This window comes from Pseudoflavonifractor phocaeensis, assembly GCF_016901955.1.
Lineage (GTDB): Bacteria > Bacillota > Clostridia > Oscillospirales > Oscillospiraceae > Flavonifractor > Flavonifractor phocaeensis_A.
This window is the reverse complement of record NZ_JACJLC010000011.1, coordinates 25,912-48,607: the sequence shown is the minus strand read 5'-3', so window position 1 is coordinate 48,607 and position 22,696 is coordinate 25,912. Positions and strand designations below refer to the sequence as shown.

The following is a 22,696-nucleotide window of genomic DNA, read 5'->3' as shown; positions in this document are numbered from 1 at the left end:
TGCGAGGCCCCCTTCGGGGGGACTTTTTTGACAAGCGGGAGCCTGCCGGTTTGCGGCAGGCCCTTTTGCTGTCAAGATGGACGACCCTGCCGCATATGGATACACACAAGGGGGTCGAGGCCATGGAGCGCAACCGAAAGCGGCCCGGGCTGCTGGAAAAGACGGCGGAATTTCTGGATTTGCCGGGAGACGTGGTGGCGGGGCTGCCCAAGCTGGAACTTACCGGCAGCCGGGAGCTGCGGATGGAGAACCACAAGGGCATCCTGGCTTACGGCAATGAAGAGATCCACATCTCCGGGGGCAAGTGGATGGTGAAGGTCCGGGGCCGGGAGCTGGAGCTGAAGGCCATGACGGGCAACGAGCTGCTCATCACCGGAGACATCGCCGGGATCGACCTGGAGTGACAAGGGGGGGACGGGGATGCTGCAGCGGCTGGTGAATCTCCTGCGGGGGAGTGTGTGCCTGGAGGTGGAGGGGGCTTTCCCCGAGCGGTTCCTCAACCTGTGCGCCCAACGGGGCATCCTGTTCTGGCGGGTGGAATGGCTTGAGACTACTCGACTGCGGGTGACGGTGACCCGTGGGGGGAGCCGCCAGGCTCTGCTGCTGGGGGACCGGGTGTTGTGCAGTGTCACCCCGGTGGGACGAAAGGGACTGCCCTATTTTCTGGCCCGGTTCCGCCGGCGGTATGCCTTTCTGGTGGGGCTCACCCTGTCCGCCCTGGCGGTGTGTATCCTGTCCGCCTTTATCCTCACCATCGAGGTGAAGGGCAATGTGAACGTGACCACGGCGGAGATCCTCACCGAACTGCGGCGACAGGGCTTGGGCGTGGGGGCCTTTGGTCCCGCCCTGGACGAGCGGACCATCGGCAACAAGGTGATGCTCCAGCTGCCAGAGCTGTCCTGGCTTTCCATCAATCTGTACGGTATCCGGGCGGAGGTGCTGGTGCGGGAGGCGGTGCCCGCCCCGGAGGTGGCGGACGAGAGCCAGACCGGCAGCATTGTTGCCACCGCCTCGGGGATTATCATCAAAATCGACGCCCTCTCGGGAGACGCCCTGGTGAAGCCGGGAGACACGGTGGTGGCGGGGGAGACCCTGATCTCGGGTACCGTCCGGCTGGAGTCCGCCCCCTATAGCGCGGACCCCTATATGGGCTCCTACCAGGTGCGGGCCTCCGGACAGGTGTGGGCCAGGACCTGGCGGACCCTCACCGCCCGCATCCCGCTGGAGGCCCAGGTTAAGGCGTACACCGGAGAGGAGTACACCCGGTGGATTTTTACCTGCTTCGGCAGGGATACGGTTTTTTCCGGAAAGGGTGGAATTTCTTTTGACAGGTATGATAAAATAAGGAACACTTGGAACCTGACCCTCCCCGGCGGCCGGGAGATGCCCCTGGCCGTGATCCGGGAGACCTGTCGGGCCTACCAGCTGGAGACCGCCCCCGTGGACCGGACGGCGGCGGAGGAGCTGCTGCAAGAGCGGCTGCTCACCCAGCTGGAGGAGCTGACGGGGGAGGGGGAGATTGTCTCCACATCCTATTCCGCAGTGGAGCGGGAGGGGATGCTGGAGGTCACCCTCCGGGCAGAGTGCCGGGAAGAGATCGGACGGTTTGCGCCCGACCCCATTACACAAGAAAACGAGGCCGATCCATGACAGAACAGACCATCAATATTGAGCGGATGGAGGACGTCATCGACGTCTTTGGATCCTTTGACGAGAATATCAAGCTCATTGAGAGCGAACTGGGTGTGACGGTGGTGAGCCGGGGCGACCAGCTGAAGATCTCCGGCGAGGCGGAGGCCGTGATGCACGCCGTGAAGGCGGTGGAGGGCCTGCTGGGCCTGGCGGGACGGAAGGAGACCATCACCGAGCAGAACGTGCGCTACATCATCAATCTGGTGCGGGCGGGCAACGAGTCCCACATCAACGATATCGCCCGGGATGTTTTGTGCGTCACCGCCAAGGGCAAGCCCATCAAGGCCAAGACCCTGGGCCAGAAGCGGTACGTGGACGCCATCAAGAAAAACACCATTACCCTGGGCATCGGCCCGGCGGGCACCGGCAAGACCTATCTGGCGGTGGCCGCCGCCGTGGCCGCCTTCCGGGACAAGCAGGTCAACCGTATCATTCTGACCCGGCCCGCCGTGGAGGCGGGGGAGCGGCTGGGGTTCCTCCCCGGCGACCTGCAATCCAAGGTGGACCCCTACCTGCGGCCCCTGTACGACGCCCTGTTTGAAATGCTGGGGCCTGAGACCTATCAGAAATATGTGGAACGGGGCAACATTGAGGTGGCCCCCCTGGCCTACATGCGGGGCCGCACCCTGGACGACTCCTTCATCATCCTGGACGAGGCCCAGAATACCAGCCGGGAACAGATGAAGATGTTCCTGACCCGCTTGGGCTTTGGCTCCAAAATCGTCATCACCGGGGACATCACCCAGATCGACCTGCCCCGGGATACGGTCTCCGGCCTGAAGGAGGCCATGCGGGTGCTGGACGGGGTGGAGGACATCGCCATCTGCAAGCTCAACGAGTCCGACGTGGTGCGCCATGTCATCGTCCAGCGAATCATCAAGGCCTACGAGGCCGACGAAAAGCGCCGGGCCAAAAAAGAGGGACGAAAAAATGAAGCATGAGCTCATCATTGAGACTGAGGTGGAGGGCGCGGAGGAGTATGCCGACCTGCTGCGGCAGGTGATCCCCGCCGCCCTGGAGGCCCAGGGGGTGGACGTGCCCTGGGAGGTGGACGTGCTCTTCACCGACGACGAGGGGATCCACCAGATCAACCTGGAGCAGCGGGGGGTGGACAGGCCCACCGACGTGCTCAGTTTTCCCATGTTTGACCTGCGGCCCGGGGAGCTCCCCACAGCGGAGGACGCCGACCCGGGCACCGGACTGGTGCCTCTGGGGGACATGGTGCTCTCCCTGGAGCGGGCAAAGGCCCAGGGGAAGGAATTCGGCCACGGTACCCGTCGGGAGGTGGCCTATCTGGCCGTCCACTCGGCGCTCCACCTGCTGGGGTACGACCACATGGACGAGGGCCCAATGAAAGCCCGGATGAGAGCGCGGGAGGAGGCCATCCTGGGCCAGCTGGGCATTGGCCGGGACTAATCGCAAACCCCTGCGGCTGAAGGGATATGATTACAGCTTTTCTGACGATCTGTGTCAAAAATCGGCGGTGTGTCCTGGGACGGGTTGTAGGGGCCGATGTCCTCATCGGCCCGCAGGTACAGCTTACGCACAAGGGGCAGGCCGTGCGGGACGTATTGGTACAGATGCCACAGGTGGACAAATTTGTTGTGATGCCCAATCACATCCACATGATCGCCTGCCTGGAGGGTGGGCCGATGGGGACATCGGCCCCTACAGGCGGGATCCCGGCACTGGTGCGTTATTTCAAACGGCAGGTGACACTGCGCTTGGGAGAGACACTCTGGCAGCGCAGCTATTACGACCACATCATCCGCAATGAGGCGGATTATCTCCGTATCTGGAACTATATCGACACCAATCCCGTCCAATGGCGGGAGGATGAATACTACATCAAAAATGCTCAAGAAAGTTGAGGATCACCTATGGAAATCAAAAAATCCGGCATGATAAGCATTGTGGGGCGGCCCAACGTGGGCAAGTCCACCCTGACCAACGCCCTGGTGGGGGAGAAGATCGCCATCGTCTCCAACAAGCCCCAGACCACCCGCAACCGCATCAGCGCGGTGGTCAACCGGGGCGACTGTCAGTATGTCTTTCTGGACACCCCTGGTCTCCACAAGGCCCGTACCCGGCTGGGGGACTACATGGTGAAGGTGGTCAAGGAGAGCGTGGCCGACGTGGACGCCATCCTGCTGCTGGTGGAGCCCATTCCCCACATCGGCGGGCCGGAGGCCGAGCTCATCGCCCGCATCAAGGGGCTGGGGGTGCCTTCCATCCTGGTCATCAACAAGATGGACACGGTGGAGAAGGAGGCCCTGCTGGCCGTCATGCAGACCTACGGCCAGGCCCACGACTTCAACGCCATCCTGCCCATCTCCGCCAAGCAGAACGAGGGCGTGAATGAGCTGCTGGACCTGCTGGCCGAGTTCCTACCCGAGGGGCCCCAGCTCTTCCCCGACGACATGGTTACCGACCAGCCAGAGCGGCAGGTGTGCGCTGAGATCATCCGGGAAAAGCTGCTGCTCTGCCTGGATAAGGAGATCCCCCACGGTACCGCCGTGGAGATCACCCGCTTCTCCGAGCGGGACAACGAGATCATCGACCTGGATGCCACCATCTACTGCGAGAAGGCCAGCCACAAGGGCATCATCATTGGCAAGGGCGGCGCCATGCTCAAGAAGATTTCCACCCTGGCCCGCACCGACATCGAGGCCTTTATGGGCACCAAGGTGTTCCTCCAGACCTGGGTGAAGGTGAAGGAGGGCTGGCGGGACAACCTGAATCTTATCCATAACTTCGGCTACCGAGACGAGTGAGATGCACATCACCACACAGGGCCTGGTGTTGCGGGAGGTCAACTACAAGGAGGCCGACAAGATCCTCACCGTCCTCACCGCCGAGGGAGGCAAGCGCACCGTAAAGGCCCGGGGCTGCCGGCGGAAGAGCAGTCCCCTGGCGGCCTCCGCCCAGCTGCTGGTCTACTCCGACATGACCCTCTTTGCCTACAAGGACCGCTATACCCTCAACGAGGCCGAATCTCTTCGGCAGTTTTGGCATATGCGGGGTGATCTGGAGCTGCTGGCCCTGGGTTCCTACTTCGCTGAGGTGATGGAGGCGGTGTCGGTGGAGGGCCGGCCCGACCCCGCCGCCCTGTCCCTGATTTTGAACTCCCTCCACGCCCTGGACAAGCTGGATCGCCCCCAGGCCCTGGTGAAGGGGGCCTTTGAACTGAAGCTCATGTGCCTGGAGGGCTATGAGCCCCTGGCCGACGCCTGCGCCGTCTGCGGCAGACCGGACCCGGAGGGGCCCATGCTTCACCTGACAGAGGGGGTGCTCCACTGCGCCGCCTGCAAGCGGGAAGTGGGGGAGGGCCAGTCCCTTCCCCTTACCCAGGGAGCCCTGGCCGCCCTGCGCCACATCGTTTACGGCGACCCCAAGCGGCTGTTTTCCTTTGCACTGGACGCGGACGGCCTGGCCTGCCTTGCCCAGGTGTGCGAGGGGTTCCTGCGCACCCAGCTGGACCGGGGCTTTCGCACCCTGGACTTTTATCACGAACTGAAAGCGGGGATGTAAGATGGAACTGTACGTAGCCGACGCCTTCACCACCACACGCTTTTCCGGCAACCAGGCGGGGGTGGCCCTGCTGGGGGAGGGGGACTTCCCGGAGGAAAGACTGATGCGGGCCCTGGCCGGGGAACTGAAGCACTCGGAGACCGCCTTTGTGCGGCAGACCGGGGAAAAGAGCTTCCACATCCGCTACTTTACTCCCGCCGAGGAGGTGGACCTGTGCGGCCACGCCACCATTGCCGCCTTCACCGTCCTGCGGGATACCGGGGCTATTGCCCCCGGGGACTACGCCCTCCACACCCGCTCCGGGGATCTGGAGATCGGGGTGGGGGCCGACGCCGTGTGGATGGATATGGCCGCACCCAAGGACGGCCGGGGCTTCTCGGAGGAGGAGCAGGCAGAACTGTACGCCGCCTACGGCCTGACCCTGGCTGACCGTCCGGAGGGCCTGGAGGCCCAGGCGGTGAGCACCGGCCTGATGGATATCCTGTTGCCTGTCAAGGACCTGGAAGCCCTGGACCGGGCGGCGCAGAATGAGGCTGAGGTCACCCGCCTGTCCCAACACTATGACGTGGTGGGTGTGCATATGTTCTGCCCCCACACCCTGGGCGCCGCCGCCCACTGCCGCAACTTCGCCCCTCTATATGCCATCCCGGAGGAGGCGGCCACCGGCACCTCCAACGGGGCGCTGACCTACTATCTGTACCGCCGGGGGCTCATCCGGGCCGGGGCGGACAACCGCTTTGTCCAGGGGGAGAAGATGGGCAAGCCCTCTGAGATCTTGAGCCGCATCATCGAGGATGAAAACGGTGTCAAAATCCGGGTAGGCGGGCGGGCCCTGCTGACCTTGAAATGCCAACTGCTGGGATAACGGCGGGCCGATGAGGACATCGGCCCCTACATCCCGTGGATACGAAACCGATGATTTGGAGAACCGTATGACCGATTTATTTGAAAAATCCATTCAAACCCTGGAGCTGCCCCGGGTGCTGGAAAAACTGGCTGAGCAGGCGGTGACCCAGGAAGGCAAGGACCGCTGCCTGGCCCTGCGGCCCTTCACCGACGAGGACGACGTGCGCCGGGCTCTGGACGAGACTACCGCTGCGGTGAACATGACCGCCCTCCGGGGTTCCCCCTCCTTTTCCGGGGTGAAACCCGTCCGGGCTTCTCTCCAGCGGGCCGACATGGGGGGCGCTCTCAATACCCGGGAGCTGCTGGACATTGCCGCCGTCCTCCGCTCCGCCCGCTCCGCCAAGGAGTACGGCGAGGGGGAGGGAAACAGGAGCACCACCTGCATCGACCACCTGTTCCGCTCCCTGACGGCCAACCGCTTCCTGGAGGAGCGGATCACCGGGGCCATCGTGGGGGAGGACGAGATTGCCGACGCCGCCAGCCCCGAGCTGGCCGCCATCCGCCGCCATATCCGGGCCACTGCCTCCAAGGTGCGGGACATTCTCAACAAGCTCATCTCCTCCAACCAGGCCAAGTATCTCCAGGAGGCCATCATCACCCAACGCAACGACCGGTTTGTGGTGCCGGTGAAGTCGGAGCACAAAAACGACGTGCCCGGCCTGGTCCACGACGTGTCCTCCTCGGGCTCCACCTTCTTCATCGAGCCCATGGGGGTGGTGAAGGCCAACAACGAGCTGCGGGAGCTCCAGGCCAAGGAGGAGAAGGAGATCGAGCGCATCCTGGCCGAGCTGTCCGCCCAGTGCGCCCAGTTCAAGGAGGATATCGCCCAGGACTACGACCTTCTCATCTTCCTGGACGTGATCTTCGCCAAGGCCAGGCTGGCCTACCGGATGCGGGCGGGGGCTCCCCGGCTGGACCCCAAGGGTCTCTATCTGCGGAAAGCCCGCCACCCCCTGCTGGACCCCAACAAGGCGGTGGCCAACGACCTGATGCTGGGGGAGAGCTTTGACACCCTGGTCATCACCGGCCCCAACACCGGCGGCAAGACGGTGACCCTCAAGACCATCGGCCTTTTGACCATGATGGCTCAGTGCGGCCTCCACATCCCTGTGGGGGACAACAGCTGTGTAAAAGTGTTTAGCCGGGTGCTGTCCGATATCGGTGATGAGCAGTCCATCGCCCAGAGCTTGTCCACATTTTCCTCCCACATGGTGAATATTGTGGGCATTTTGCAGGAGGCCGACGAGAACACCCTCATCCTCTTCGATGAGCTGGGGGCGGGCACCGACCCCATCGAGGGCGCCGCCCTGGCCGCCGCCATCATCGAGTCCGCCCGGGAGATGGGGGCCCTGGTGGCCGCCACCACCCACTACGCCGAGCTGAAGGTGTACGCCATGACTACCCCCGGGGTGGAGAACGCCTCCTGTGAGTTTGACGTGGACTCCCTGGCCCCCACCTATCGGCTGCTCATCGGGATCCCCGGCAAGTCCAACGCCTTCGCCATCTCCGAGCGGTTGGGTCTGCCCAAAACGGTGATCCAAAAGGCCGCTGCCCGCATCGATGCGGAGAACGTGCGGTTTGAGGACGTGCTCACCCAGCTGGACGAGCAGCGCCATCAGATGGAGAAGGAGAAGGAGGCCGCCGCCAAACTCCGCCGGGAGATGGAGGAGACCGCCAAGGCCTCCCGGGAGTACAAGGCCCAGATGGAGGCCCAGCGGCAGAAAGCAGTGGAGAAGGCCCAGGCGGAGGCCAGGGCTATCCTGGACGAGGCCAGGGACACCGCCGACCAGGTGTTCAAGGAGCTCAACGATATGCGCCGCCGCCAGCGGAAGGAAGAGGACTGGCAGCGGATCAACGACGAGCGGGCCGGGCTGCGCCACCGGCTCAACGAGGCCGAGGGCAAGCTGGGCCAGCGGCCGGAGGAGCCCGCCCCGCCCCCCACCCGCCCGGCCCAGAAGGGCGACACGGTGGAGCTGGTAAAGATGGGCACCCAGGCCACGGTGCTCTCCGTCAACAAGGACGGTTCCCTCCAGCTCCAGGCCGGTATTTTGAAGATCACCGCCAAGCAGGACGAGGTTCGTGTGGTGGAGGGGGAGAGCGTCAAGGCCGCCAAGAAGGTGGTGGCCCGGGCGGAGCACAAGCTGCGCTCCATGGGCGCCTCCCCGGAGGTGGATCTGCGGGGCATGATGACCGACGAGGCCATCGGGGCCCTGGACCTTTTCCTGGACAACGCCGTGCTGGGGCGGCTCAACGAGGTGCGTATCATCCACGGTAAGGGCACCGGCGCGGTGCGCAAGGCGGTGCGGGAGCACCTCAAGCGCAGCCGGTATATCAAGTCCTTCCGCCCCGGCCGCTACGGCGAAGGTGAAGACGGTGTGACCATCGCCGAGCTGCGGTAAAAGCACTGTGGATACAAATGGAAAAGTAACCGCTCGAATGCTGGTGAACATTCAAATTTTGGGGCTGGAGAAGATTGTTCCTTGGATTTTGTGCATTTTGTCATTGACGGTTTGGGATAAATTTGCTATCCTATAATACGAAGTATGCGAATGCATCTTGGGGGGAAAAACGCTATGTATATGAAAGAGGCAGTTGTGAACAACCAGGTCGGCCTGCACGCCAGACCGGCTACGTTCTTCATCCAGAAGGCCAATGAGTTCAAGAGCTCCATCTGGGTGGAGAAGGACGAGCGCAGAGTCAACGCCAAGAGCCTGCTGGGTGTGCTTTCTCTTGGGATTGTCAAGGGGACTTCCATTAACCTCATTGCCGACGGCCCCGACGAGAAGGAGGCCGTTGAGGCTCTCATCGAGCTGATCTCTTCCAACTTCTCCGAGTAAGCGACCAAAGCGAAAGAAAAAAGCGCCGCGTCAGCGGCGCTTTTTTTGACCTGTGGACAGACTGTTTGTACGGGCGGTGCGCAATTACCCCGTAGGGCTGCCATATATGGCAGCCACAGTTCGGCAGAAAGGAGGGCATACTGCTTCTATCATGACCTTTGACGAATTAAAAGAAAAAGCACATGCCCCATCCCCCCAAAAGCGCGGGGCGCTTTTGGGGACCCCCAGGGGATGATTTGACATCCTCGGCGGAAATGAATTCCGCCTGCGGGGAGGTTTGGCCGACGGCCAAACGCTCGGACGGTGCAAAGCGCCGGGTCGCTGGCGCTCCCAGCGGCAGGGCATGGCAAGCCCGGGTAGAAAGGAGGGCGTGACGCTTCTATTATGACCTTCGATGAATTAAAAGAGAAAGCACATGCCCTGCCGCTGAAGCCGGGCGTGTATATCATGCAGGACAAGAAGAATACTGTCATCTACGTGGGCAAGGCCAAGGCCCTGAAAAACCGGGTGAGCCAGTACTTTGCCAATCTGGCCGCTCACACGGAAAAGACAAGGGCCATGGTGAGCCAGATCGACCACTTTGACGTGATCGTCGCTGACTCGGAGTTTGAGGCCCTGGTCCTGGAGAACTCTCTCATCAAGCGCCATCAGCCCCGGTACAACATCCTGCTGAAGGATGACAAGGGCTACCCCTACATCCGCCTGACAGTGAAGGAGGAGTACCCCAAATTCTCCTTGGCAAACAAGGTGGCTGAGGACGGGGCCCGGTACTTCGGCCCCTATGGCAGCCGGGGGAATACCCAGAACATCATCGACGCTTTGCGCATCGCCCTAAAACTTCCTTCCTGCAACCGGAAGTTCCCCCGGGACATTGGCAAGGAGCGGCCCTGCCTCAATTACCACATGGGCCAGTGCGACGGCTACTGCCGGCCGGACATGGACCAGAACCGCTACCGGGAGACCATCGACCAGGCCGTCCGCCTGCTGGAAGGGAAATTCCAGGAGGTGGGGGATGAGCTGAAGGCGGAGATGGAGCAGGCGGCGGAGGAACTGCGGTTCGAGAAGGCTGCTGAGCTGCGGGACCGGTATAAGGCCATTGAGCTGCTGGGCAAGCGGCAGAAGGTAGTGGCAGGCTCCCTGGCGGACACTGACGTGGTGGGCTTTTACAAGGGGGAGGCTACCCGCAGCTGCTTTGTGGTGCTCCACTTCGTGGAGGGAGAGCTGGCCGCCAAGGACTGGGACCTCATCGACACCCCCATGGAGGAGGACACGGCGGACATCCTGTCCGCTCTGGTGCGGCAGTACTATGGGGGAAGAGGGAATTTGCCCCGACAGATCCTGCTGCCCTGTGAGCTGGAGGACGAGGTGCCTTTGACCCGTATGTTCTCCGAGGCGGCGGGACGGAAGGTAGAACTGGTGACTCCCCAGCGGGGCGCCAAAATGGATCTGATCCGCCTGGCCAACACCAACGCGGTGGAAGAGGTGGAGCGGTGGACCACCCGGGAGGAGCGGCAGAACAAGCTGCTGGAGCTGCTGGGGGCTATGCTGGGTCTGGAAGGCCCGCCCCGGCGGATGGAGTCCTACGACATCTCCAACCAAGGGGCTGACGACATTGTGGCGTCCATGGTGGTGTATGTAAATGGTAAGCCCCTGAAGCGGGACTACCGCCGCTTCAAGCTACGGAACATGGACGGCCCCGACGACTATGCCTCCATGGACCAGGTGCTCCGCCGCCGGTTCCAGCGATATCTGGACGGAGACGAGAAGTTCTCGGACAAACCCGACCTGCTCCTTATCGATGGCGGCGAAACCCACGCCAAAGTGGCGGTGGGGGTGCTGCAAGATCTGGGTCTCACCATTCCGGTATTCGGCATGGTGAAGGACGACCGCCACCGCACCCGGGCTCTGGTGACCCCTGACGGTCGGGAGATCGGCATCCAGGGAAACCAGGCCATCTTCTCCCTCATCGGCCAGATCCAGGAGGAGACCCACCGCTTTGCCATCGAGTTCCACCGCCAGCAGCAGAACCAGCGGATGAAGGGCTCGGTGCTGGACGGGATCCCCGGTGTGGGGGAGAAACGGCGGGCTGATCTGCTCAAGCACTTCAGGAGTGTAAAAAAAATTCGGGAGGCTACCCAGGCCCAGCTGGCGGAGGTGGTGCCCAAAAATACCGCCCAGGCGGTGTATGACTATTTTCATCCGAAAGGGGAAGAGACCACATGAGAGTGATCACTGGCATCGCCCGGGGCCGGAAGCTGAAGGAGCTGCCCGGTATGGAGACCCGGCCAACCACCGATAAGGTCAAGGAATCGGTGTTCAATATTGTCCAGTTTGACATTGAGGGCCGACGGGTGCTGGACCTGTTTGCCGGCACCGGCCAGATGGGCATCGAGGCCCTGTCCCGGGGGGCGGCCCACTGCACCTTTGTGGATCTGCGGAAGGAGGCCGCCGCGGTGGTGCGGGAGAACCTGGCTCATACCAAACTGTCGGAGAACGGCAAGGTGATCCAGGGAGATTATCTGGCCTTTCTCACCGGGTGCCGGGAAAAATTTGACCTGGCTTTCCTGGATCCGCCATACAATACCGGCATGCTGGAACAGGCTCTGGCCACCATCGCCAAGATTGACATCATGACGGAACATGGTATAATAGTCTGCGAAAGCCCGGCAGAGGCTGTGCTGCCGGAGCTTCCCCCGCCCTATGTGATGGGGCGGCAGTATCGCTATGGCAAGATCAAGCTGACCCTATACCATCGCGCCGGCGGCGACAGGATGTGAGACCCTTATGAAAACGGCGATCTACCCCGGCAGTTTTGACCCCATTACCTTGGGGCATCTGAACATCATCAAGCGGGCGGCGGTGTGCTTTGACCGGCTCATCGTGTGCGTGCTGGTCAACTCTGAGAAGATCAACCGGGGAATGTTTACCCCGGAGGAGCGGGTGGAGCTCATCCGCAAGGTGGTGGCCAAGCTGCCCAACGTGGAGGTGGACTGCTCTTCCACTCTGTTGGCGGAGTACGCCCGGCAAAAGAAAGCCTGTACCCTGGTGAAGGGGCTGCGGGCGGTATCCGATTATGAGAATGAGCTACAGATGGCTCTGATCAACCGTAAGCTCAACCCTCGGCTGGAGACTATGTTTTTGCCCTCCAGCGCCAAGTACACCTACGTCAGCTCCAGTGTGGTGAAAGAAATGGGCCGCTATGGAGCCGACCTCTCGGACTTTGTACCCCGGGAGATCATTGAGGACGTGCAGAAAAAAATCGAGAGCGGGAGGGAAGCGTAATGGCTACCGGCGTGGAAGAATTACTGGACATGCTCTATGAGATGATCGAGGATGCCAAGAACATGCCTCTGAGCAGCGACAAGTGTATCCTGGAACGGGATAAGGCGCTGGATCTTCTGGACGAAGTGCGGGGCCAGTTCCCCATGGAGCTCAGCGAGGCGAAGAAGCTGCTGGCCGCCCGGACGGAGTACATCAACTCTGCCAAGCGGGAGGCTGAACTGATCCGCAAGCAGGCAGAAGATCAGGCCCGTCAGATGGTGTCGGAAAATGAACTGCTGGCCCAGACCAAGCAGAAGGCCAATGAGATGATCCGCACCGCCGAGGAGCGTAGCCGGGATCTGCGCAAGGCGGCCAACGACTACTGCGAGGATGCCCTCCGCCGCACCGAGGAGGCTGTGGCCGAGGCCTACGACGAGATCAAAAAGTCCCGGGCCCGGTTCCGGGCGGTGTCCGGCGGCGCGCCCGCCCAAACCGGCCGCCAGCCCTATGATGCGGAAGCTGACGCATGACTTCAGCAACCGTCCCGCCGTTACGGCGGGGCGGTTTTTTTATGGGTAGCCTCATTTACATAATACCATAAAATTGTGACTTTTTTTATGCCGTACCACAAGGTATGGTGCTTTTTGTTCCAGATTTGTAACCGAAAAGACTCGAACGTATGTTTTGCTGCCGAAATTCACAGGTTTCCCGGGGAAAAAGGGGGCTTTTGTAGTTAAAAAAGAGTAAAAAACTATTGCAATTCTGTAACGGAGCATTTATACTGAAGAAGACGGTGGAGCGAAATGGAGCGTTTACCCGCTAAAATCCACCAAAGTGGAGGGGAGTGAAGGGCGTGACCGGCACCTATGAGCACAGCATCGATGCCAAGGGACGTCTGTTCATTCCCGCCAAGCTCCGGGAGGAGCTGGGGGTTACCTTTTATCTGGCCATGGGCGTGGATGCCTGCCTGGCCATCTATCCCCAGTCCACCTGGGATAGGTTTACAGAAAAGTTCTCCTCCCTCCCCATGAGCCAGTCCAAGGCCATGCGCCCCCTCTTTGCCAACGCCGCCAAGTGCGAACTGGACAGCCAGGGTCGCATCGTGGTCCCCCAGAAGCTGCGGAAATACGCGGGTCTGGACAAGGACGTAGTTATCATCGGTGTGAACGACCGGGCCGAGATCTGGAGCGCCGATGCCTGGCAGGCCCAGGAGGAAGAGGAAATGACGCCGGAGAAAATGTCCGCCTGTATGGCGGCCCTGGGGTTCTGATATGAGTGAACAGGTGTTTTCCCATAAGCCGGTACTGCTGGCGGAATGTATCCAGGCCCTGAACCTCCGCCCGGAGGGAATCTATCTGGACGGTACCCTGGGCCGGGCAGGCCACAGTCGGGAGATTGCCAAGTCCCTGACCACCGGGCGGCTCATCTGTGTGGATCGGGATCAGGCCGCCCTGGACGCCGCCCGGGAGCGGTTGGCCCCCTGGCTGGACAAGGTGTCTCTGGTCCACAGCAATTTCTGTGAGCTGGACGCCATTCTGGACGGCCTGGAGCTGGACGGAGTGGACGGTATGCTCTTTGATTTGGGGGTATCCTCTCCCCAGCTGGACGACGCCGCCCGAGGGTTTTCCTACATGGCGGACGCCCCCCTGGACATGCGGATGGACAAGTCGGACAGCCTCACCGCCCGCACAGTGGTGAACCAGTGGCCTCAGGAGGAACTGCGGCGCATCCTGTGGCAGTACGGGGAGGAGCGGTATTCCTCCGCCATTGCCGGGGCCATTGCCCGGGCAAGAGAGCGAAAACCCATTGAGACCACCCTGGAGCTGGTGGAGATCATCAAAAGCGCCATGCCGGCGGCTGCCCTGCGGGAAAAGCAGCATCCGGCTAAGCGATCCTTTCAGGCCATCCGCATCGCGGTGAACGATGAGCTTGGGGCGGTGGACAGGATGATACGGGCGGCGGTGCCCCGGCTGAACCGGGGAGGCCGGCTGGCGGTCATCTCCTTCCACTCCCTGGAGGACCGCATTGTGAAAAACGGTATGGCTGAATTTGCCAAGGGCTGCACCTGCCCGCCTGACTTCCCTGTGTGTGTGTGCGGGAAGTCGCCTCAGATCAAGCTGATTACCAGAAAGCCTATTGTTTCGGGGGCAAAAGAGCTGGAGGAAAACCCCAGGGCCCGCAGCGCCAAGCTGCGGGTAGCAGAGAAGCTGTGAAACAAGGCTGAGTTTACGAATGAGAATGGAGTGGAGCAGGCATGGCGACTGCCGCTAAGCGCAGAAGATATTCCAAGTATGACACCATCCCCTATGACCTGTACGACGGCTCGGCAGTCCGTCAGCTGGAACAGGAGCAGGAAATCCTCCAGCCCCGCCCGCTGGTCCGACCCAGGGAGCGCACCGTTGCCCGGCCAAAGATCCGGGTGCGGGAGGCCGGCATGGTATCCCCCTTTGCCATCGTGGGTTTTGCCGCGGTGGCGGTGTTTGCGGTGCTGTTGCTGTTTAGCTATGTGGAACTGTCTGTGATCTCAAACCAGGTGGTGTCCCTGCGCTCCGACCTGACCACTTTACAGACCGAGGAGGCTAAATTGCGGGCCCAATATGAGTTGGCTTACGACCTGGACGCCATTGAGGAGAGCCTGACCGCTAACGGCGCCATGGTTAAGCCTCAGAATGGACAAATCATCTATGTGGATCTGTCCGAGCCCGACAGCGTGACTTATTTTGACGGGGAGACCCCAGCCACTGGCTTGGCGGGCGCCCTGACGGGACTCCAGTCCATTTTTACTCAGGTGGTGGAATATTTTAGCTGACCACCGCCATATAATCCATTGACACCGGAAAGCGCGCAAAGATATCTGAGAGACAAGAGATACAAGAGAGGGCGTAAGAAAAGAAATTTTCTTACGCCCTTCTGCGATATTTACCCGAGCGAGGTGAGCCGTTTATGGCACAGAGAAATAGAGGACGCCGGATCATCCGGCAAAAGCCCGACCGCAAGGCAAACCGAGTGATTTTTATCCGCAGCCTGATTTTGATGGGGGTGTTCGGTTGCCTGGCCTTCCTGCCCTTGTTTGTAAAGCTGTGGCAGCTCCAGATCACCGACCATGACTATTATCAGGAGCTGGCGGTAAAGCAGCAGACCAGGGACAGCACCGTCACTGCCAACCGGGGCACAATCTATGACAGCAACGGCACCGTGCTGGCCATGAGCGCCACGGTGTACAACATCCAGCTCTCTCCAAACGACCTCCGGGAGACCCAGGAGACCTATCGGGAAAAGGTGGAGAAGGCTCAGGAGAGCGGCGGCTCGCTCCCCGATTACCCAGAACCTACCAATGAGTTCATTGCCTCCAATCTGGCGGCCATCCTGGACCTGGACGAGGCGGATATCCTTCGCCGGCTGGAGAAGGACTCCCAGTATGAGATGATCAAATGGCGGGTGGATACCGAGGAGTCGGACGCGGTGCAGGAGTTCATCACTGAGAACCACCTGTCTCACGGTATCTATCTCATGCCCACCAGCAAGCGGTACTATCCCAAGAACAGCCTGGCTGCCCAGGTCATCGGCTGGGTCAACCCCAACATGGATAACGTGGGGGCCTACGGCCTGGAGGCCCAGTTCGAGGATGAGCTGTCCGGCCAGACCGGGCGGATCGTCACCGCCAAGGACGGCAACGGCACTGAGCTGCTTTACCGCTTTGAGGACTACTACGACGCCATGGACGGCAACGACCTGACCCTCACCCTGGACGCCACCATCCAGTCTTTCTGCGAGAGCGTGGTTCAGGAGGGGGTGGAGCAGTTCGAGGTCCAGAACGGGGCCTTCTGCCTGGTGATGGACCCCAACACCGGGGCCATCCTGGCCTGGGCCAACTCCCCCACCTATGACCTGAATGACCCCTGGGAGATCAGCGACCCAGTGCTTCTCCAGTACATCGAGGACGTGAAGAGTGGGGCCTACACCGAGGAGGAGGCCTACCAGAAGGCCCTGGCCGAGGGCTGCACCCAGGAGGAGGCCTACGACAAGGCGGTGGACGCGGCGGTGGGGAACGCCCAGCTGAGCCAGTGGCGCAACAAGGCCATCAACGACACCTACGAGCCGGGCTCCACCTTCAAGTCCATGGTGCTGGCCGCCGCCCTGGAGGAGGGCGTGGTAACCGAGAGCGACCACTTTTACTGCTCGGGCAGCGTGATGGTGGAGGGCTACGGCAGCCCCATCAAATGCTCCAACCGGTCCGGCCACAAGGATCAGGACCTGGCCACGGCGGTGGCCAACTCCTGTAACCCGGCCTTCATCGAGATCGGCCAGCGGCTGGGGGCGGAGAAGTTCTACGACTATCTGGAGGACTTTGGCTTCCTGGGTCCCACCAACATTGACGTCCAGGGTGAGTCGGCCTCCGGCGGCCAGATCATCTGGAGTCGTGAGTCCTTTACCAACGTGGACCTGGCGGTGGCCTCCTTCGGCCAGCGGTTCAATGTGACCCCCCTCCAGCTCATCACCGCCGCCTCCGCTGTCATCAACGGCGGCCACCTGATGCAGCCCTATGTGGTGAGCCAGATCTCCGACTCCGACGGCAACGTGCTCCAGCACACTGAGCCCACCGAGGTGCGCCAGGTGGTCAGCGAGGAGACCAGCGCCCGGTGCCGGGCCATTCTGGAAAAGGTAGTGGACGGGGGCACCGGCAAGAACGCCGCCGTAGAGGGCTACCGCATCGGCGGCAAGACCGGCTCCTCCGAGACCACCGAGACCGGCCGCACCATCGTGTCCTTCCTGGGCTTCGCCCCCGCGGACGATCCCCAGGTGGTGGTTCTGCTGGCCTACGACAATCCAAAACCCGTCTCTCCCGGGGCCAACGTCACCTCCGGCGGCTGGTACATCGGCGGCGGCAGCATGGCCGGCCTGAAGGCGGGCGAGCTGCTGGAAGATATTCTGGACTATCTGGGGGTGGAGAAGTCCTATTCCGCCACCGACGACGTGCTGGTGCCAGACGTCACCGGCATGACGGTGGAGCAGGCCACCGAGGCCCTCAAGCAGAACAACCTGACCCTGCGCACCGTGGGCGAGGGGGACACCATCACCGGTCAGATCCCCGCCAACGGGGCCTCCATCCCGGGCGGCAGCCAGGTGGTGGTCTACCTGGGGGTGGATGTGCCCACCGATCAGGTGCAGGTGCCCAATGTGATCGGCCTCACCGCCGAGCAGGCCCAGGCCAAGCTGGCGGAGGTGGACCTGTATCTGCGGGTCAGTGGAGCCTCCCAGTACGGGGACAATGTGGTGTCCTATGAGCAGTCCGTGACGGCGGGTACCCTGGTGGACCGGGGCAGTACCATCGAGGTGCGCTTCAACGACGCCACTGCCAGCGGGGAAGGCCTGTAAGCTCTGAAGCATTGGAAAGTGGGGTGTGAGCATGAAACTGGATGAGGTATTGGCCGGCGTGGAACTGACCGACCGGCAGATACAGGATGTAGAACTGACCGGGATCTGCTATGACACCCGAGACATGACCCCCGGCTGCCTCTTCGTGGCCCTGCCGGGGTATAAGACCGACGGACATCGCTTCATCCAGGAGGCTCTGGACCGGGGGGCGGCGGCAGTGCTCTGTCGCCGCCCCCCGGCGGAAGAGGGCCCCTGGCTGGTGACCCCGGACCCGAGAGCTGCTCTGGCGGCGGTGTCCGCCAACTGGTTTGGCCACCCGGCCCGGGCGCTGACGGTGCTGGCGGTCACCGGCACCAACGGCAAGACCACCACTACCTACCTGCTGAAAGCCATGCTGGAGGGGGTGCTGGGGGCCAAGGTGGGCCTTATCGGCACCAATCAGAACATGATCGGGGAGAAGATCCTGCCCGCCCACCGCACCACCCCGGAGTCCTGGGAGGTGCAGAAGCTGCTGCGGGACATGTCGGATGCCGGCTGCACCCATGTGGTGATGGAGGCCTCCTCCCATGCCCTGGTGCTCCACCGGCTGGATGGCATCCGGTTCGCCGCCGGCATCTTCACCAACCTGACCCAGGATCACCTGGACTTCCACAAGACCATGGAGGATTACCGGGCGGCCAAGGGGCTGCTCTTCCGCCAGTGCGGCCGCGCTGTCCTCAATCTGGACGACGAGGCGGGGCGGTACTACGCCGGTACCGTGACCTGTCCGGCGGTGACCTATTCCGAACGGCGGGACCAGGCCGATCTCACCGCCAAAAATCTGCGGCTCTTTCCCGACCGGGTGGAGTTCGAGGCGGTGACCATGGATGCCATTTCCCGGGTGCGCCTGCCCATCCCCGGGGGCTTTTCCATCTACAACGCTCTGGGGGTGCTGGCCTGCGGCCTGGCCCTGGGTCTCCCCCTGGGGGAGATGGCAGCTGCTCTGGCCAAAGCAAAGGGTGTCAAGGGCCGCATTGAGGTGGTGCCCGTCCCGGCAGATTATACCGTACTCATCGACTACGCCCATACCCCAGACGCCCTGGAGAATATCCTCACCACCGTCCGGGACTTCACCTCCGGCCGGGTGATCTGCTTGTTTGGCTGCGGGGGAGACCGGGACCGGTCCAAGCGGCCCAAAATGGGGGCCATTGCCGGTCAATTGGCCGACGTGGCGGTAGTCACCTCCGACAATCCCCGCACCGAGGATCCGGAGACCATCATTGGGGATATCCTGGCGGGGATGGCGAGCACGGGGGCGGAGCGCCATGTAGAACCAGACCGGCGAAAGGCCATCCCGCTGGCTCTGTCTCTGGCCCGGTCGGGAGACACGGTGGTGTTGGCGGGAAAAGGCCACGAGACCTACCAGGAGGTGGCGGGAGAGACACTCCACCTGGATGAGCGGGAAGAGATCGCCGCTTTTTTTCTGAGATGACCACACAATTTTGTTGCTTTTTGGAGTGGAATCCCCAGTGATTCTGTGGTAAAATACCACACTGGCCCATCATGGGCTGAAATCGAGCTGAGAGAGGCTTTGGAGGTTCAAAAGAGATGTTGAGGATCGTCATCAGCGTTTTGGTGGGATTCGCGGTGTCCGCCCTGGCGGGACGGGTGCTCATCCCCATGCTGCGGCGGATGAAGGCCGGCCAGTCCATCAAGGAGATCGGCCCCACCTGGCACATGTCCAAGCAGGGCACCCCCACTATGGGCGGGCTCATGTTTATCATCGGCATCGCCGTAGCGGTGGCGGCCCTGGGCTGGCAGGACTTTGCCGAAGGGAAATTTGGCGGCAGCTTTGTGTTCCTGTTCGCCCTGGTATTTGGCATCATTGGCTATATTGACGACTATTTTAAGGTAAAAAAGCACGAGAATACAGGCCTGACCGCGCCCCAGAAGTTTTTGCTCCAGCTAGCGGCGGCGGTGCTGTTCACCGTGCTCATGCGCAATTTCGGCTATCTCACTCCCGACCTGTATATCCCCTTCGCCAATGTGACGCTGTCGGTGTCCTGGCCGGTGTACATGGTGTTCGCCGCCTTCGTTATGGTGGGCTGCGTCAACGCGGTGAATATTACCGACGGCATCGACGGTCTGGCTGCCGGGGTCACCATGCCGGTGGCTCTCTTCTTCACCGCGGTGGCCTGGTGGTGGGGCCACACCGAGCTGGGAATTTTCTCCGGCGCCCTGTTGGGGGGCCTGGCGGGCTTCTTGATCTATAACTTCCACCCCGCCAAGGTATTCATGGGGGACACCGGTTCCCTCTTCCTGGGGGGCGCGGTGTGCGGCCTGGCCTTCGCCCTGGATGTTCCCCTGGTGCTCATCCCTGTGGGGATCATCTACATTGCGGAGACTCTGTCGGATATTATACAGGTTGGATACTTCAAGCTGACCCACGGCAAGCGGATCTTCCGCATGGCTCCTCTCCACCACCACCTGGAGATGGGGGGCTGGAGTGAGGTCAAGCTGTTCACGGTATTCACCGGGATCACCCTGGTGATGTGCGTGCTGTCATTCTGGGGGGTCATGTACCGCTGATCCCGCCCTGTTGAGGAGGTGGCAAGACCATGGTAAAGCAGCGCAGACGGGACCTGACAGTGATGCAGCAGCTGGCCCGGGGCCCTATCGACATCCCCTATCTGATGCTGGTGATTATCCTCACTGTCATCGGCGTCATCATGGTGTTTTCCTCCTCCTATCCCACCGCCATGAACGAGGGGCTGAGCCCCACCAACTACTTCGTCAAGCAGGCTACCTTCGGCGCCATCGGCCTGGCGGCCATGTTTGTGATCGCCAGGATCAACTACCAGACCTTCCGGGGGCTGTCGGTCTTTGTGCTGGGGATCTCCATTATTTTGCTGGTGCTGGTGCTCCCCTTCGGCTATGGCCGGAGCACCGTGGGTGCCCAGCGGTGGATCAGCCTGCCGTTCATCGGCGGCTTCCAGCCATCGGAGATCGCCAAGGTGGGTGTCATCATGTACTTTGCCGCCCGGCTGTCCAAGCGGAACACCGAAAAGCACCGACGGCTCCCCTCCCGCCATCCCCTCAGCGGGCTCCACGCCTGGTTGGATGAAAAAGGCGTGCTGGAGCCCATCCCCTACTTCATAATCCTTGGTCTGGTAGCGGTACTCATGCTGATGGAGCCCCACATGTCGGGCACCATCCTGGTACTGGTGGGCGGGGCCTCGGTACTTTTTGCCGCCGGCATCCGCCTTTACTGGTTCTTCGGCGGCGGCGCGGCAGCGGCTGCCGGTCTGTTCTTCATCATGACCCAGACCAGCTACATGGCCACCCGCCTGACCATCTGGAAGGACCCCTGGAACGACGGGGAGAACGGCCTGGGCAAGGGCTTCCAGCTCATTCAGTCCCTGTACGCCATCGGCTCCGGTGGCCTGCTGGGGGTGGGCCTGGGCAAGAGCCGCCAAAAATTCCTGTACCTGCCCGAGTCGGAAAACGACTATATCTTTGCCATTGTCTGCGAGGAGCTGGGTTTTCTGGGGGCGGCCATTGTCATTGTGCTGTTTATTCTGCTGGTGCTTCGGGGCTACTGGATTGCCGTCCACGCCCGGGACCGGTTTGGCGCTCTGTTGGTGGTGGGAATCACCACTCTGACGGCGGTGCAGGTGTTCCTGAACATCGCCGTGGTCACCAACCTGATCCCCTCCACCGGTATCTCCCTGCCCTTCTTCAGCTACGGCGGTACGGCATTGATGATCCAGTTGGCGGAGATGGGGATGGTGCTTTCTGTCTCAAGACAGATTCCGGCACCCAAACAAGAGTGACCCGGAACCCGATCAGAGGGTAGGGGCGACCTGCGGTCGCCCGCGGGCGGTCACAGACCGCCCCTACAATGCGAGGAGGAGTAACACAATGAAGATCCTCTTTACCTGCGGCGGCACGGCGGGCCATGTCAACCCAGCCGTGGCTTTGGCCCAGATGTTCCAGACCCGTAATCCGGGCTGTGAGGTGCTCTTTGTGGGGGCCGACCGGGGGATGGAGACCAAGCTGGTGCCCAAGGAGGGCTACCCCATTGAAACGGTGACCATCACCAGCTTCCGCCGGTCCCTCACCCCGGCGGCGGTGGGCCACAACATCAAGACTCTGCTGAACATGAACAAGTCCAGGAGGCAGGCCGATGCCATTCTGGACCGGTTCCGGCCCGATTTGGTGGTGGGTACCGGCGGCTACGCCTCCTACCCGGTGGTCCACGCGGCGGCGGCTCGGGGGATCCCCACCGCTGTCCACGAGTCCAACGCCGTTCCCGGCCTCACCACCAAGACCCTGTCCAAGGTGGTGGACGTGGTGATGGTAGGCTTTGAGGAGAGCCGGAACCACTATGACGACCCTTCCAAGGTGGTGGTCACGGGCACCCCGGTGCGGGAGGACTTCTTTCGCTATACCCGGAAGGAGGCCCGGGCCAAGCTGGGACTTACTGACGACAAGCCCTTGGTGGTGTCGGTGTGGGGCAGCCTGGGGGCCAGCGTCATGAACCAGCAGATCACCCGGTGCATTACCCTGGAGTGCGGGGAGGGCAATCCCTTCCGCCACATCCATGGAGCGGGGCGCAACTACCGGGAGGTCCTGGATATCCTGGAGAAGGTGGGAGTGGATCTGAAGGCCCACCCCCAGGTGGACGTGCGGCAGTACATCTATGACATGCCCCTGGTGATGGCGGCGGCCGACCTGGTGCTCTGCCGGGCGGGGGCCTCCACCATCGCGGAGGTGACCGCCATCGCCCGGCCGGCGGTGCTGGTGCCCTCCCCCAACGTGGTGGCAGACCACCAGACCAAGAATGCCTCGGTGCTGGCAAACGCCGGCGGAGCGGTGCTGTTGCCCGAGAGCCAATCCTCCGGAGAAACGCTGTACGCTCTGGTAAAGGAACTGCTGGCCGACCCTGCCCGGCGGGAGAACATGAGCCGGGCCCTCCGGCAGATGGGCTCCCCTGACGCGGCGGAGCGGATCTATCAGACCCTGGTCGCCCTGTTGGAAAAAAAGCAAAAATGAACCCCATTTTCATCCTCTGCATAGGATAGGGCACCTGAGTACCACGATCCTGACTGCGG

General features: G+C 62.0%; 22 protein-coding genes. All 22 read left to right on the top strand.

All coding sequences use genetic code 11. From position 1 onward, the window contains the following. The first annotated feature begins 122 nt into the window (after positions 1-122). The 22 genes from H6B51_RS04260 (at position 123) to murG (ending at position 22,637) form a co-directional block, all read left to right on the top strand. Entirely contained in the window at positions 123-404 is a 282-nt protein-coding gene (locus H6B51_RS04260) for a YabP/YqfC family sporulation protein (RefSeq protein ID WP_204882499.1), read from the top strand. Between the two features lie 16 nt (positions 405-420). Further along, complete coding sequence (locus H6B51_RS04255) at positions 421-1,650, top strand: sporulation protein YqfD (protein ID WP_204882498.1); 1,230 nt, start codon at positions 421-423, stop codon at positions 1,648-1,650. Continuing rightward, the gene (locus H6B51_RS04250; protein WP_204882497.1) at positions 1,647-2,633 is read left to right on the top strand and encodes a PhoH family protein; all 987 of its coding nucleotides are present in this window, start codon (positions 1,647-1,649) and stop codon (positions 2,631-2,633) included. The genes H6B51_RS04255 and H6B51_RS04250 overlap by 4 nt, the downstream gene beginning before the upstream one ends. Then, the gene (gene ybeY / locus H6B51_RS04245; RefSeq protein WP_204882496.1) at positions 2,623-3,108 is read left to right on the top strand and encodes an rRNA maturation RNase YbeY; all 486 of its coding nucleotides are present in this window, start codon (positions 2,623-2,625) and stop codon (positions 3,106-3,108) included. The genes H6B51_RS04250 and ybeY overlap by 11 nt, the downstream gene beginning before the upstream one ends. Before the next feature lie 26 nt (positions 3,109-3,134). Next, a complete protein-coding gene (locus H6B51_RS04240) occupies positions 3,135-3,563 on the top strand; it encodes a transposase (RefSeq protein ID WP_204882495.1) in 429 nt (142 codons plus the stop codon). Between the two features lie 9 nt (positions 3,564-3,572). After that, complete coding sequence (era, locus tag H6B51_RS04235; RefSeq protein WP_204882494.1) at positions 3,573-4,466, top strand: GTPase Era; 894 nt, start codon at positions 3,573-3,575, stop codon at positions 4,464-4,466. Between the two features lies 1 nt (position 4,467). Beyond that, complete coding sequence (recO, locus tag H6B51_RS04230) at positions 4,468-5,223, top strand: DNA repair protein RecO (protein WP_204882493.1); 756 nt, start codon at positions 4,468-4,470, stop codon at positions 5,221-5,223. Position 5,224: 1 nt separating this feature from the next. Then, positions 5,225-6,088, top strand: coding sequence for a PhzF family phenazine biosynthesis protein (locus H6B51_RS04225; RefSeq protein ID WP_204882492.1), 864 nt, complete (start codon positions 5,225-5,227; stop codon positions 6,086-6,088). A gap of 67 nt (positions 6,089-6,155) precedes the next feature. Next, positions 6,156-8,528: an endonuclease MutS2 gene (locus H6B51_RS04220; protein WP_204882491.1), complete on the top strand. Its 2,373-nt coding sequence runs from the start codon at positions 6,156-6,158 to the stop codon at positions 8,526-8,528. Between the two features lie 174 nt (positions 8,529-8,702). Then, entirely contained in the window at positions 8,703-8,966 is a 264-nt protein-coding gene (locus H6B51_RS04215) for an HPr family phosphocarrier protein (protein WP_007495691.1), read from the top strand. Positions 8,967-9,350: 384 nt separating this feature from the next. Next, positions 9,351-11,189: an excinuclease ABC subunit UvrC gene (gene uvrC / locus H6B51_RS04210; protein WP_204882490.1), complete on the top strand. Its 1,839-nt coding sequence runs from the start codon at positions 9,351-9,353 to the stop codon at positions 11,187-11,189. Next, positions 11,186-11,743 carry a 16S rRNA (guanine(966)-N(2))-methyltransferase RsmD gene (rsmD, locus tag H6B51_RS04205; protein WP_204882489.1) on the top strand — a complete coding sequence of 186 codons (558 nt, stop codon included), beginning with the start codon at positions 11,186-11,188 and terminating at the stop codon, positions 11,741-11,743. The genes uvrC and rsmD overlap by 4 nt, the downstream gene beginning before the upstream one ends. A 7-nt stretch (positions 11,744-11,750) precedes the next feature. Continuing rightward, the gene (gene coaD / locus H6B51_RS04200) at positions 11,751-12,248 is read left to right on the top strand and encodes a pantetheine-phosphate adenylyltransferase (RefSeq protein WP_204882488.1); all 498 of its coding nucleotides are present in this window, start codon (positions 11,751-11,753) and stop codon (positions 12,246-12,248) included. Further along, the gene (locus H6B51_RS04195) at positions 12,248-12,757 is read left to right on the top strand and encodes an ATP synthase subunit B family protein (RefSeq protein ID WP_204882487.1); all 510 of its coding nucleotides are present in this window, start codon (positions 12,248-12,250) and stop codon (positions 12,755-12,757) included. Before coaD ends, H6B51_RS04195 begins: the two co-directional genes overlap by 1 nt. Positions 12,758-13,080: 323 nt before the next feature. After that, a complete protein-coding gene (gene mraZ, locus H6B51_RS04190) occupies positions 13,081-13,497 on the top strand; it encodes a division/cell wall cluster transcriptional repressor MraZ (protein ID WP_204882486.1) in 417 nt (138 codons plus the stop codon). 1 nt (position 13,498) lies between these two features. Beyond that, on the top strand, positions 13,499-14,440 hold the full coding sequence (rsmH, locus tag H6B51_RS04185; RefSeq protein WP_204882485.1) for a 16S rRNA (cytosine(1402)-N(4))-methyltransferase RsmH: 942 nt from the start codon (positions 13,499-13,501) through the stop codon (positions 14,438-14,440). Between the two features lie 41 nt (positions 14,441-14,481). Beyond that, positions 14,482-15,036 (top strand): hypothetical protein, encoded by a 555-nt coding sequence (locus H6B51_RS04180; protein ID WP_204882484.1) that lies wholly within the window; start codon positions 14,482-14,484, stop codon positions 15,034-15,036. 134 nt (positions 15,037-15,170) lie between these two features. Then, entirely contained in the window at positions 15,171-17,603 is a 2,433-nt protein-coding gene (locus H6B51_RS04175) for a penicillin-binding transpeptidase domain-containing protein (protein ID WP_204882483.1), read from the top strand. A 31-nt stretch (positions 17,604-17,634) separates the two neighbouring features. Beyond that, complete coding sequence (locus H6B51_RS04170; RefSeq protein WP_204882482.1) at positions 17,635-19,074, top strand: UDP-N-acetylmuramoyl-L-alanyl-D-glutamate--2,6-diaminopimelate ligase; 1,440 nt, start codon at positions 17,635-17,637, stop codon at positions 19,072-19,074. Positions 19,075-19,190: 116 nt separating this feature from the next. Then, on the top strand, positions 19,191-20,171 hold the full coding sequence (gene mraY / locus H6B51_RS04165) for a phospho-N-acetylmuramoyl-pentapeptide-transferase (protein ID WP_204882481.1): 981 nt from the start codon (positions 19,191-19,193) through the stop codon (positions 20,169-20,171). A gap of 29 nt (positions 20,172-20,200) precedes the next feature. Further along, entirely contained in the window at positions 20,201-21,415 is a 1,215-nt protein-coding gene (ftsW, locus tag H6B51_RS04160) for a putative lipid II flippase FtsW (protein ID WP_207753836.1), read from the top strand. Between the two features lie 88 nt (positions 21,416-21,503). After that, complete coding sequence (murG, locus tag H6B51_RS04155; RefSeq protein ID WP_204882480.1) at positions 21,504-22,637, top strand: undecaprenyldiphospho-muramoylpentapeptide beta-N-acetylglucosaminyltransferase; 1,134 nt, start codon at positions 21,504-21,506, stop codon at positions 22,635-22,637. Positions 22,638-22,696 lie beyond the last annotated feature (59 nt).

Coding starts and splice junctions, on each gene's coding strand:
- uvrC (WP_204882490.1), top strand. CDS start 9,351: ATGACCTTCGATGAATTAAAAGAGAAAGCACATGCCCTGCCGCTGAAG.
- H6B51_RS04225 (WP_204882492.1), top strand. CDS start 5,225: ATGGAACTGTACGTAGCCGACGCCTTCACCACCACACGCTTTTCCGGC.
- H6B51_RS04250 (WP_204882497.1), top strand. CDS start 1,647: ATGACAGAACAGACCATCAATATTGAGCGGATGGAGGACGTCATCGAC.
- ybeY (WP_204882496.1), top strand. CDS start 2,623: ATGAAGCATGAGCTCATCATTGAGACTGAGGTGGAGGGCGCGGAGGAG.
- H6B51_RS04215 (WP_007495691.1), top strand. CDS start 8,703: ATGTATATGAAAGAGGCAGTTGTGAACAACCAGGTCGGCCTGCACGCC.
- H6B51_RS04240 (WP_204882495.1), top strand. CDS start 3,135: ATGATTACAGCTTTTCTGACGATCTGTGTCAAAAATCGGCGGTGTGTC.
- H6B51_RS04220 (WP_204882491.1), top strand. CDS start 6,156: ATGACCGATTTATTTGAAAAATCCATTCAAACCCTGGAGCTGCCCCGG.
- H6B51_RS04255 (WP_204882498.1), top strand. CDS start 421: ATGCTGCAGCGGCTGGTGAATCTCCTGCGGGGGAGTGTGTGCCTGGAG.
- rsmH (WP_204882485.1), top strand. CDS start 13,499: ATGAGTGAACAGGTGTTTTCCCATAAGCCGGTACTGCTGGCGGAATGT.
- H6B51_RS04180 (WP_204882484.1), top strand. CDS start 14,482: ATGGCGACTGCCGCTAAGCGCAGAAGATATTCCAAGTATGACACCATC.
- recO (WP_204882493.1), top strand. CDS start 4,468: ATGCACATCACCACACAGGGCCTGGTGTTGCGGGAGGTCAACTACAAG.
- ftsW (WP_207753836.1), top strand. CDS start 20,201: ATGGTAAAGCAGCGCAGACGGGACCTGACAGTGATGCAGCAGCTGGCC.
- H6B51_RS04175 (WP_204882483.1), top strand. CDS start 15,171: ATGGCACAGAGAAATAGAGGACGCCGGATCATCCGGCAAAAGCCCGAC.
- coaD (WP_204882488.1), top strand. CDS start 11,751: ATGAAAACGGCGATCTACCCCGGCAGTTTTGACCCCATTACCTTGGGG.
- era (WP_204882494.1), top strand. CDS start 3,573: ATGGAAATCAAAAAATCCGGCATGATAAGCATTGTGGGGCGGCCCAAC.
- murG (WP_204882480.1), top strand. CDS start 21,504: ATGAAGATCCTCTTTACCTGCGGCGGCACGGCGGGCCATGTCAACCCA.
- H6B51_RS04170 (WP_204882482.1), top strand. CDS start 17,635: ATGAAACTGGATGAGGTATTGGCCGGCGTGGAACTGACCGACCGGCAG.
- H6B51_RS04260 (WP_204882499.1), top strand. CDS start 123: ATGGAGCGCAACCGAAAGCGGCCCGGGCTGCTGGAAAAGACGGCGGAA.
- mraY (WP_204882481.1), top strand. CDS start 19,191: ATGTTGAGGATCGTCATCAGCGTTTTGGTGGGATTCGCGGTGTCCGCC.
- H6B51_RS04195 (WP_204882487.1), top strand. CDS start 12,248: ATGGCTACCGGCGTGGAAGAATTACTGGACATGCTCTATGAGATGATC.
- rsmD (WP_204882489.1), top strand. CDS start 11,186: ATGAGAGTGATCACTGGCATCGCCCGGGGCCGGAAGCTGAAGGAGCTG.